General features: G+C 72.3%; 8 protein-coding genes, 1 tRNA gene and 1 pseudogene. 4 read left to right on the top strand and 6 right to left on the bottom strand.

Translation table 11 applies throughout. The features are described 5' to 3' along the window. The first annotated feature begins 87 nt into the window (after window positions 1–87). Window positions 88–1206 (top strand): glycosyltransferase, encoded by a 1119-nt coding sequence (locus ACIBCA_RS16030; RefSeq protein ID WP_396283479.1) that lies wholly within the window; start codon window positions 88–90, stop codon window positions 1204–1206. Between the two features lie 127 nt (window positions 1207–1333). Here the strand turns inward: ACIBCA_RS16030 and ACIBCA_RS16035 are convergent, their stop codons facing one another. Next, entirely contained in the window at window positions 1334–2326 is a 993-nt protein-coding gene (locus ACIBCA_RS16035) for an ArsR family transcriptional regulator (RefSeq protein ID WP_396283480.1), read from the bottom strand. Between the two features lie 104 nt (window positions 2327–2430). On the opposite strand from ACIBCA_RS16035, the gene ACIBCA_RS16040 reads away from it, so the two are divergent. Further along, entirely contained in the window at window positions 2431–3678 is a 1248-nt protein-coding gene (locus tag ACIBCA_RS16040; RefSeq protein ID WP_396283481.1) for an MFS transporter, read from the top strand. Between the two features lie 91 nt (window positions 3679–3769). Here ACIBCA_RS16040 and ACIBCA_RS16045 read toward each other — a convergent pair. Continuing rightward, window positions 3770–3843: transfer RNA gene (locus ACIBCA_RS16045), tRNA-Gly, on the bottom strand. A gap of 261 nt (window positions 3844–4104) precedes the next feature. Here ACIBCA_RS16045 and ACIBCA_RS16050 point away from each other — a divergent pair. Then, window positions 4105–4341 (top strand): hypothetical protein, encoded by a 237-nt coding sequence (locus ACIBCA_RS16050; protein WP_396283482.1) that lies wholly within the window; start codon window positions 4105–4107, stop codon window positions 4339–4341. Window positions 4342–4412: 71 nt separating this feature from the next. Further along, window positions 4413–4988 carry a dCTP deaminase gene (dcd, locus tag ACIBCA_RS16055; protein ID WP_396283483.1) on the top strand — a complete coding sequence of 192 codons (576 nt, stop codon included), beginning with the start codon at window positions 4413–4415 and terminating at the stop codon, window positions 4986–4988. Window positions 4989–5054: 66 nt separating this feature from the next. Here dcd and ACIBCA_RS16060 read toward each other — a convergent pair whose 3' ends face one another. The 4 genes and pseudogenes from ACIBCA_RS16060 to ACIBCA_RS16075 form a co-directional block, all read right to left on the bottom strand. Further along, window positions 5055–5945 (bottom strand): metal-dependent hydrolase, encoded by an 891-nt coding sequence (locus ACIBCA_RS16060; protein ID WP_396283484.1) that lies wholly within the window; start codon window positions 5943–5945, stop codon window positions 5055–5057. 86 nt (window positions 5946–6031) lie between these two features. Continuing rightward, entirely contained in the window at window positions 6032–7075 is a 1044-nt protein-coding gene (locus tag ACIBCA_RS16065) for a Yip1 family protein (RefSeq protein WP_396283485.1), read from the bottom strand. A gap of 194 nt (window positions 7076–7269) precedes the next feature. Further along, window positions 7270–8343, bottom strand: a pseudogene (locus ACIBCA_RS16070) (sugar phosphate nucleotidyltransferase); the annotation flags it as partial. A gap of 301 nt (window positions 8344–8644) precedes the next feature. Next, on the bottom strand, window positions 8645–10867 hold the full coding sequence (locus ACIBCA_RS16075) for a (Fe-S)-binding protein (RefSeq protein WP_396283486.1): 2223 nt from the start codon (window positions 10865–10867) through the stop codon (window positions 8645–8647). Between the last annotated feature and the right edge of the window lie 126 nt (window positions 10868–10993).

Here is a 10993-nt window from a genome sequence, read left to right on the forward strand (position 1 = left end):
GAGACTGCCTTGTTACCCATTCGATGCACGCATCAGATACAGACACCCCAGACGCCGCGCCCCGACCCGGCGCGGGAGGAGACGACCATGCGCATACTCTTCACCGGCCCGGCCTCCGCCGGCCACGTCTTCCCGATGGTGCCCTTCGCCCAGGCACTGCGCGCCGCCGGGCACGAGGTCCTGTTCGCCGGGCAGCGCCCGCTGGACCCGATTAACACCTCCGGCTTCCCCGTCGTCGAGATCGGCGACGGCCGCACCCTGGAGGAGCTGTTCATCGCGTGGCGCCAGGGCCCGATGACCTACGGCGACGCCAGCCTCTCCCCCGAGGAGCTGATGGACCTGGCCGCCGGAGGCTTCGTGTACGCCGGCCGCACCACCGTGGACGACCTGCTCGCCACCGCCTCCGGCTGGGGCGCCGACCTGCTGGTGCACGCCACCTTCCAGACCGCCGCCCCGCTGGTGGCCGCCAAGCTCAAGATCCCGCTGGTGATGCAGAACTACGGCATCCCGTCCGGCCGCGGGATGGTCGAGCGCTTCACCCGCCACCAGGCCGACCTCTACGAGCAGTACGGCGTGGCCGGCCCCGCCGAATCCACGGCGATCAACGTCGGCCCGTTCGGCGGCGACCCGGACGGGCTGCGGGCCCGCTACCTCCCGTACAACGGCACCGGCGTGGTGCCCATCGACGTGCTGCGCCCGTCCGAGCGGCGGCGCGTCCTGGTCACCCTGGGCTCGGTGGTCGCCAAGGTCGAGGGCGTCGGCGGGGTCACCCGGCTGATCGAGGCCGCCGCCGAGGTGGACGCCGAGTTCCTGCTCGCCGTCGGCGACGCCGACATCTCGCCGCTCGGCACGCTTCCCGCCAACGTCCGCCCGATGCCGTGGATCCCGCTGGTCGAGCTCGTCCGGCACACCGACGCCGTCGTCCACCACGGAGGCGCCGGCACCACCCTGACCACCCTCAACGAGGGCCTGCCCCAGCTCGTCCTCCCCCAGGGCGCCGACAACTTCATCGTCGCCGACGCCCTCACCGAGGTCGGCATCGCCCTGCGCTCCACCTCCGACACCGTCGACGTCGCCACCCTCGAGCGGCTCCTCACCGACCCCGAGCTCCGGGCCACCGCGAAGTCCGTCCAGGCCGACAACCTCGCCCTCCCCACCCCGGCCTCGTTCGTCCCGACCTTCGAGGCCCTCGCCGGCCGGGCCTGACCCGCACCGAGGGGGCCGCGGAACGCCCGCGGCCCCCTCGTGCTCGGGTTCACCCGCTCTCGGGTCACCCCGCTCTCAGCTCAACCCGCTCCAGGTCAACCCGCTCTCAGGTCAACCCACTCTCAGGTCAACTCGCCGCCGCCAGCAGGGAGTCGGCGAGGTCGGTGCGCTGGTACAGGACGGAGCGCCCCGAGCGGTGGGAGGCGACGATGCCCGCCGCCCGCAGGGCCGTCAGGTGCTGGGAGACACCGCCGGCCGACATGCCCGTACGGTGGGAGAGCTCGGTGGTGGAGGCCGGGGCCGCCAACTCCGCCAGGAGCAGGGCGCGGGAACGGCCCAGCACGGCCGCCACCGCCTCCGGCACCTGCGCGGGCACCTGCTCCCAGAGGACGCCGATGCCCCGGCTCGGGTAGCAGAGCTGCACCACCCTGCCGGGCTGGTTCACCATCATGGTGCCCCCGGGGTCGACGAAGGCGGACGGCACCAGCAGCAGGCCCCGCCCGGCGAGGCGGCCCGAGGTGCCGCAGAGCGCCAGCGGCAGCGTCAGCCGGTCGGAGCTCCACTCCACGCTCGGGTGCAGCCCGCGCAGCACGCCCGCCGAGCCTCCGGCGGCGAACTCCCGTGACCGGTGCAGCACATCGCTCTCCAGCACCGCCCGCAGCCGGGACCAGTGCGGGGCGAGCGCCGCCGCCCAGTAGCCGCGCAGCTCGTCCAGCAGCTGCGGCAGCACCGCCTCCGGATCCCGGTGGAACGCGGCCACCCCGGGCGTCCAGCGCACCAGCCGCTCCAGATCGGCCCGGATCCGCTCCGGCTCCGTCCGGGCCAGCACCGCGAGTTCGCCCTCCAGGGCCGCCTCGGCACTCGCGCTCGGCGGGACGGGCCCGGGCGCCGGGTTGAGGAAGTCGGGAAGGTAACCGCGCGGCGTGATCAGGTCGGCGAGCAGGCCCGTACCGAGCCCGGCGGCTGCCAGCTCGGGCTTGGTCCGCTCGGCCCAACGGCGGTACAGCGGGCCGACGGTGCCCCGGTTCAGCAGCCGGTGGCTCGTCACCACCTCCCACAGCGGGGAGTAGGCGAGCCTGGTCTTGGCCACGTCCCGGGTCGAGAAGGCGAGTTCCAGCACGGTTCCCCCCGTGGCGGCGGCCGATGGATGCCGATGAATGCCGATGGATTCGGCTGAGCCTGAATGAATGGAGCAACGCTACCGGCGGCCCGACGATTCCCACCATGACCTCCACCACCTGCGCTCCGGCCCTCGCCCCCCACTCCCTACGGACGCGGTTCACCGGCTTCGGCGGCCCGTTCTGGGTGGTGATCGGCGGCACCATGCTGAACCGGCTCGGCAACATGGTCCTGCCGTTCCTGGTCTTCTACCTGGCCTCCCGGAACGTCACCACCGACCGGATCCCGCTCGTCCTCGGCGCCCTCGGCGTGGGCGGGCTGATCGGCCCCGTCCTGGGCGGACTGCTCACCGACCGCTGCGGCGCCCGGCTCTCCATGGTCGCCGGCATGATCGCCACCGCCGCCAGCCAGGGCCTCCTCTACATCGCCCCCAACCTGGCCACCCTGACCCTGGCCGTCCTCGCCCTCGGCGCCGGCGGCTCCCTGCACGTCCCCGGCGCCGCCGCGGTGATGGCCGGCGCGGCCCAGGGCAAGCGGCGCCGGGTCGCCTTCGGGCTGCTCCACTGGTCGGTCAACGTCGGCACGGCCCTGGCCGGAGCGCTCGGCGGCTTCCTCGCCGAGCACGGCTACGGCCTGCTGTTCGCCCTCGACATGGCCACCTGCCTCGGCTACGGCACCCTGGTGGCCCTGCGCCTCCCCCGTACGACCGGCGCCGCCCGGCCCGAGTCCGCTCGGCAGTCCTCGCCGAAGTCCTCGCAGCACAAGGGCGGTTACGGCGTCGTCCTGCGCGACCGCCTGCTGCTGGCCATGCTGGTGCCCGTGGTCATCGGCGAAGCCGTCTACGCCCTCACCGAGTTCACCCTGCCCCTGGCGATCCGCGACCACGGCCTGCCCCCGACCGTCTTCGGCCTCGCCGCCGTCGTCAACGCCGTCCTGGTCGTCACCCTGCAGCCGATCGCCGCCGTCTACCTGACCCGCTTCGACCGCAGCCGCCTCTGGGCCGCCGGAAGCGCCCTGGTCACCACCGGAGTCGCCCTGACCGGCCTGGCCTCCGGCACCTGGGGCTTCGTCCTCACCGTGGCGGTGTGGAGCCTCGGCGAGATCGTCGTCAGCGGCCTCTACTCCTCCATGATCGCCGACCTCGCCCCCGAGAACGCCACCGGCCGCTACCAGGGCGCCGCCGGCTGGGCCCGAGGCCTCGCCCGCTTCGGCGCCCTCCTCCTCGGCTCCACCGCCTACGCCCTCCTCGGCCCCACCACCCTCTGGTGCACCGCCCTCACCCTGGGCCTCACCGGCGCCCTCGTCGCCACCACCCTGGGCCCCCACTTCCGCACCCGCGTCCACACGGGCTGACCACCTCGGCCCCGCCCCGACCGGCCGCGCCGGCCCCACCCGCCCCTGAAAACACAGAAGCCGCAGGTCAGATGACCTGCGGCTTTCGGTATGGAGCGGGCGACGAGAATCGAACTCGCGCTCTAAGCTTGGGAAGCTCATGTTCTACCATTAAACTACGCCCGCCTGATGAGCCGTCAGGGACCGCTCATTCCAGTGTCACTGTACCCCATCCGAGACTGTGGTTGCACAGGTGGCCGGGGGTCGTGGCAGAGCGGGGTGGGGGGCGGGTCGGGGCGTACTGTTTGGGCCGCGTGAAGGTGCTCCGGCGGGTGGGGGCGGGGCGGCGAGCCATGGTGTGGAATGTCCGGAACATCCCCTAATGTGACGCTGTCCCGGGGCCTGGTCCGCCGGGGCGCGTGAGTACGGGTGAGTACTGGGTTAGGGATGGGAAGGGGATCGATGGATCAGCGCGCCGTCGTTCGTTGTGCCGAGGGGCACCTGTTCAGCACCACCACGTTTCCGATGCAGAACCTCGGGCCCGGGCGGCTCGGGCCGGGGCGGTTGATCAGGTGTCCGCAGTGCGGACGGATGCGGAGTTCGGTGCTGGCCGACGTGCGGGAGCTGTCGAAGGCGCAGCTGGCGAGGGCGATGCGGTTGGAGGCCGCCGAGTTCCTGGCCTGACACGAACACGAAGTGCGACGGGGCCCCGGGCGGATTCGTCCGGGGCCCCGTCGTGCACGTAACCTCGAAGCGTGCTGCTCTCTGACAAGGACATCCGGACCGAAATCGACCTGGGTCGGGTGGTCATCGATCCCTTCGACCCGACGATGATCCAGCCGTCGAGCATCGACGTGCGCCTCGACCGCTTCTTCCGCGTGTTCGAGAACCACAAGTACCCGCACATCGACCCCTCCGAGGAGCAGCCGGACCTGACCCGGCTGGTCGAGCCGGACGGGGACGAGGCGTTCATCCTGCACCCGGGCGAGTTCGTGCTGGCCTCGACGTACGAGGTCATCTCGCTGCCCGAGGACGTGGCCTCGCGGCTGGAGGGCAAGTCGAGCCTGGGCCGGCTGGGCCTGCTCACGCACTCCACGGCGGGCTTCATCGACCCCGGGTTCAGCGGGCACGTGACGCTGGAGCTGTCGAACGTGGCGACGCTGCCGATCAAGCTGTACCCGGGGATGAAGATCGGGCAGCTGTGCCTGTTCCGGCTGTCCTCGCCCTCGGAGCACCCGTACGGCTCGGCGCGGTACGGCTCGCGCTACCAGGGCCAGCGCGGTCCGACGCCGTCCCGCTCGTACCTGAACTTCCACCGCTCGAACGTCTGACGACAGCCGGAGCACGCACGGAGGGCGGCCACCCGATCGGGATGGCCGCCCTCGGCGTGTGTGCGGTCAGGCGCGCTTGGGGCTGGTGACGGCGATCAGTTCGGTGCCGTCCTCGGAGAGCCGCAGTTCGGTGCGCAGCTCGGCGAGCTCGCCGAGGTGGTGCAGGTGGGTACCGCCGCAGAAGATCTGCGCGGCGCCCTCGGGCAGCTCGCAGTGCCACTGGCGGCGGGCGGTGAGCTCGGGGCCGGGGACGTCGATGCGGACGGGGGCGTCGGCGGCGACCCAGGCGGCCAGGCGCTCGTTGACGGCCTCGGTGAGGGCGGGCAGGGCGTCGGCGAGGGCGGGGAGCTCCTCGGTGGCGTCGGCGGTGAAGCCCTTCTTCTTGAGGGACTTGCCGAGGCGGTAGGTGTCGGTGCTGGCCGCGGTGTCCATCACCGAGCTCGCCATGGCGAGGCTGTCGAAGTCCGGGTGGCCGAAGGCGTCGGAGCGGCCCGGGTCCTTGCGCCAGCGCGGGGCGAGGGCGGCGTTGAGGGCGAGGGCGAGCAGGTGGCAGCCGCTGTGCGAGGCGCTGAGGGCGGCGCGGCGCTGGGCGTCGACGGCCAGGACGGCGGTGCGGCCGGTGACGGCGCCCGGGTCGGCGTCCAGGACGTGCAGGACCAGCCAGGACCACTCCTCGTCGCCGCGGCGGACGGGGATGTCGGCGCCGACGAGGAGGTCACCGCCATCGGGGCCGACCGCGCCGGTGAGGCAGTCGACGACGGCCCACTCGGTGCCGTCGACGGCGAGGGTGCCGTGGTCGGCCGGCTGGTCGGGCCAGGTGTGGTCGAGCGGGTGGAACGGGGTGGCCTCGGTGACGACGGCGTACCGGCCGTCCGCCAGCGGGTGCACCGCCAGCACCGGGGACTCACCGCCCACCGCCCCGGCAGGGAAGCTGACGTGGGTGGTGGGGAGGGTCATGCCTGGCTCCGGTGGGTGTGGGCTGCGGGAGGGTGCGGGCGGCCCGGCCGGTGACCGGGGCCCGCCCCCATTCTGCCCGCAGCCGCTCAGCCCAGGGTCGGCAGCTTGATCAGCACCAGCAGGGCGAGCAGCTGCACGCCCGCGGCGCCCGCCGCCTTGCCCCAGGGCAGGTCGTGCACCCGGCGGACCATGAGGGTCAGCAGGTAGGCGCAGAGCGCCCAGGTGGCCCAGCCGACGGCCTGGACGACGGCGCTGCCGGAGGGCAGCACCAGGTCGAGCAGCAGCCGGGGGGCGTCGGTCAGCCAGCCGATGAGCGCGGCGAGGCCGATCGTCGAACGCCACGGGCCGTCGCCGCCGAGCTGGCGGGCCAGGGCGTAGGTGACGCCGCCGAAGACCGCGCCGACGACCGTGAAGCTGACCGCGCCGACGGCGATGCCGGTGAGGGCCACGCCGAAGGTGGAGTCCACGATGTCGTCGCGGGTGAGCCCGATGGCGAGCACGGCGAGGGCGCCGTACAGGAGGGAGACGACGAGGGCGGGCAGCCAGACCTGGTGGTCGCGGGTGCGGTCGAAGATCGCGGTCGGGGTGCGGACGACGCCGAACAGCAGCTCGCGCCACTGCGGGCGGGGGCCGGTGGCGCGCGGGGAGGACTGGCCGCCGGCGCGGTAGACGGCGACGTTGTCCTGGCCGGGACCGGGACCGGCGCCGGGGCCGGGTCCGGGGCCGTACGGCTGCTCCTGCTCCTGATCCTGCCCGTAGCCGCCCTCGGCGTAGTAGGGCTGCTCCTGCCCGTACGGGTCCCCGGCCGGGAAGGCGCGGGTGCTGCCGGGCTGGTCGGCCGCGTACGGGTCGTGGGCCTCGTGGCCGCCCCCGTCGTAACCGCCGTGCGCTCCGTACCCGCCCTGCCCGTACCCGTTCTGGCCGTACCCGCCCTGCCCGTACCCGTCGCCGCCCGTTCCCCCCGGCCCCCCGTGGGCTGCCGGGCCGGTGCTCGGGTGCGGGGCCGTGAAGTACTCCGGCCCGTCCGCCCGCCCGTGAACGTTCCCCCCGGGCGCCGGCGGCGGCGGAGGGGGCGTCCACCCGCCGCGCGGGTCGGCGCCCTGTCCGCTGTCGTATCGATTACCAGCCACGGTCCGAAGGTACCCGCCGGGGCCGACGCGCGTCCGGCCCCGGACGGAGCCGGGGCCGGTTTGCAGCGAGCCTGAGACGAACGCGGCCGGATTTGCCCCGTTACCGCTGTTACCTGCTGTTACCGCTGGGCGGACACGGACGGTCCGTGTACGGCCGCGGCGGCCGCGGTGCCGGCCGGGCAGCCGCCGGGGCCGGCGGAGGTGCGCACGGCGCCGACCGGGAGCAGGGTGCCGCAGGCGATGCGGATGCCGGCGGGCAGCTCGTTGTCGGACTCGACGATCGCGCCGTCGCCGATCACCGCGCCGTCCAGTGCCGAGCGGTCCCCGACGGTGGCGTAGGCGCCGACGATGGAGTCCTTGACCAGGGTGTCCGGGCCGATCACGGCGCCCGGCAGGATGACGCTGCCCTCGACGATCGCGCCGGCCTCGACCACCGCGTCCTCGGAGATCACGGTCCCGCCGCTGAGCACCGCGCCCGGGTGGACGGTGGCGCCGGGCAGCAGCAGGGCGTCGCCGGTGGAGCCGGGGACGGCCGGGGAATCGACCTTGCCGAGGACGAGGTCGGCCGAGCCGCGCACGAAGGCGCCGGGGGTGCCGAGGTCCAGCCAGTACGAGGTGTCGACGACGCCGCGCAGCAGCGCGCCGGTGGCGAGCAGCTCGGGGAAGGTCTCGCGCTCGACGGAGACCTCGCGGCCGGTGGGGATGCGGTCGATCACGGAACGCGTGAAGACGTAGCAGCCGGCGTTGATCTGGTCGGTGACGATCTGCTCCGGCGTCTCCGGCTTCTCCAGGAACTCCAGCACCCGCCCGTCCCCGTCGGTGGGGACGAGGCCGAAGGCGCGCGGGTCCTCGACCCGGGTGAGGTGCAGGGTGACGTCGGCCCCGGCGGCCACGTGGCCGTCGCGCAGGGCGGCGATGTCGACGCCGGAGAGGATGTCGCCGTTGAAGACCAGCACCGGCTCGTCCGGGCCGCAGGTCAGGCCGGAGGCGGCGTTGCGGATCGCGCCGCCGGTGCCGAGCGGCTCGCGCTCGGTCAGGTAGACCAGCTCGATGCCGTACGGGGTGCCGTCCTGGAAGTGGTCCTCGAACACCTCGGCCAGGTACGAGGTGGCCAGCACGACCCTGGTGACGCCGGCGGCCGCCGCGCGGGCCAGCTGGTGCGCGATGAACGGGACGCCGGCCACCGGCAGCATGGGCTTGGGGGTGTGGGTGGTCAGCGGACGCAGTCGCGTGCCCTTACCACCGACCAGCATGATCGCCTCGGTCATGGTCTGCGCTGTTCCCCTTGGTTCTCCGCGGCCCGGCCCTGGGTGGGCCGATACCTCCGTCGTGGTGTGCTCCCGGCCGGACTCGGCCCGGCACGCGTCGGCCGGCCTGTGGCCGGTCCGGCGCCTACTGTATTTCCTTCGAACCGAATGCCCGTCCGGCGGTTGTGCGATCAGCGTCACTCCCCGTACCCCCGCCGTACGGCCGCAGGCCCCCCGGGGCGCCGAAATGCCCGGCCCGGAGGGCGCGTTGGCGGCGTCCTCCGGGCCGGGCAGTTGTTGCAGAACCGTCGAACAGGGGCGGCTACGCGTCCGCCGTCACAGGCTCCTCGGCCTCGGCGGGCGGGGTCGCCTTCACCGAGTCGAGCAGCAGCTGGGCGACGTCGACCACCTTGAGGTGCTCCTTGGCCGCGCCCTCGTTCTTCTTGCCGTTGACGGAGTCGGAGAGCATCACCAGGCAGAACGGGCAGGCGGTGGAGACGATGTCCGGGTTGAGGGACAGCGCCTCGTCCACGCGCTCGGTGTTGATCCGCTTGCCGATGCGCTCCTCCATCCACATCCGGGCGCCGCCGGCGCCGCAGCAGAAGCCGCGCTCCTTGTGGCGGTGCATCTCCTGCTGGCGCAGGCCCGGGACCTTGCCCATGATCTCGCGCGGCGGGCTGTACACCTTGTTGTGGCGGCCCAGGTAGCACGGGTCGTGGTACGTGATCAGGCCCTCGACGGGGTTGACCGGGATCAGCTTGCCCTCGTCGATGAGGTGCTGGAGCAGCTGGGTGTGGTGGATCACCTCGAAGTGGCCGCCCAGCTGGGGGTACTCGTTGGCGATGGTGTTGAAGCAGTGCGGGCAGGTGGCCACGATCCGCTTGACCGGAGCGTCCTCGAGCGCGGCGTTCAGCGTCTCGACGTTCTGGGCGCCGAGCATCTGGAAGAGGAACTCGTTGCCCAGGCGGCGGGCGGAGTCACCGGTGCAGGACTCCTCCTTGCCGAGGATCGCGAACTTCACGCCCGCGGTGTGCAGCAGCTCGGCGAACGCCTTGGTGGTCTTCTTGGCCCGGTCCTCCAGGGCGCCGGCGCAGCCGACCCAGTAGAGGTACTCGACCTCGGCCGGCTCGATGTCCTGGCCGATGACCGGCACCTCGATGCCGGTCTCCTTCTTGAGCTCCTTGACCCAGTCCAGGCGGGCCTTGGTGGCCATGCCCCACGGGTTGCCCTTGTTCTCCAGGTTCTTGAGCATCGTCCCGGCCTCGGTCGGGAACGACGACTCGATCATCACCTGGTAGCGGCGCATGTCGACGATGTGGTCGATGTGCTCGATGTCCACCGGGCACTGCTCGACGCAGGCGCCGCAGGTGGTGCAGGACCACAGGACGTCCGGGTCGATGACGCCGTTCTCTTCCGCGGTGCCGATCAGCGGGCGCTCGGCCTCGGCCAGGGCGGCCGCCGGCACGCCGGCGAGCTGCTCGGCGGTGGCCTGCTCGTTGCCCTCCATGTCCTTGCCGCCACCGGCGAGCAGGTACGGGGCCTTGCCGTACGCGTGCTCGCGCAGGCTCATGATCAGCAGCTTCGGCGAGAGGGGCTTGCCGGTGTTCCAGGCGGGGCACTGCGACTGGCAGCGGCCGCACTCGGTGCAGGTGGAGAAGTCGAGGATGCCCTTCCAGGAGAAGTGCTCGACCTGGGAGACGCCGAAGACGGCGTCGTCGGCCGGGTCCTCGAAGTCGATCGGCTGACCGTTGCTGGTCATCGGCCGCAGCTCGCCGAGGGCGGTGCCGCCGTTCTCGTCGCGCTTGAAGTAGATGTTGAAGAAGCCCAGGAAGCGGTGCCAGGCCACGCCCATCGAGGGGTTGAGGCCGATGGTGATCGCCCACGCGAAGGAGATGCAGATCTTCAGCATCGCGAAGAGGTAGACCAGGTTCTCCAGCGTGCCGTGCGACAGGCCGCTCAGCGCGGAGACGACCGGGTACGAGACCAGGTGCTCCGGGCCGTACGAGTCGACGCCGGCCAGGGCGCCCTCCAGGGCGCGCAGCATCATGATGCAGAGGCCGATGCCGAGGATCGTGTACTCGACGTAGAAGGCCTGCCAGGCGATCGAGCCGGCGAAGCGGGACTTGCGGCCCGACCGGGACGGCAGGCTCATCAGCCGGATCACGATCAGGGTCAGGATGCCCAGCGTGGTCAGGGTGCCGACCAGCTCGACGAAGAGCTGCCAGATCATCCAGTGGCCGATGATCGGCAGGGCCCACTCGGCGTCGAACAGCTGGCCCATCGCGTTGACGATGGTGAGCACCAGGCTGAAGAAGCCGACGGCGACGAACCAGTGGGCGATGCCGACGATCCCCCAGCGGTTCATCCTGGTGTGGCCGACGAACTCGATGGCGACGGTCTTCACGCGCTGGGCGGGCTTGCCGAAGCGGGTGGAGTCCGCGGCGCCGGTCGTCACCACCTTGAAGATGTGCCACGCCGCACGAAGGGCGAGCGCGGTGCCGATCACGAAGGTGACCAGCGAGATGACGATCGCTGCTAGCTGCATCGGCTCTCCGTCCTCCTGCGGCTTGGGGGGCCGTTGGCCGGGCCAACGGTCCCTCGGGGTATTCGGTGTCCGAACTCGGTTCCCGAACTTTCCGAACTGAGTGTACTGGTCGGTAACTTGCCGGGC

Origin of the sequence: Kitasatospora sp. NPDC051170, from assembly GCF_044455705.1 — a bacterium.
Taxonomy (GTDB): domain Bacteria; phylum Actinomycetota; class Actinomycetes; order Streptomycetales; family Streptomycetaceae; genus Kitasatospora.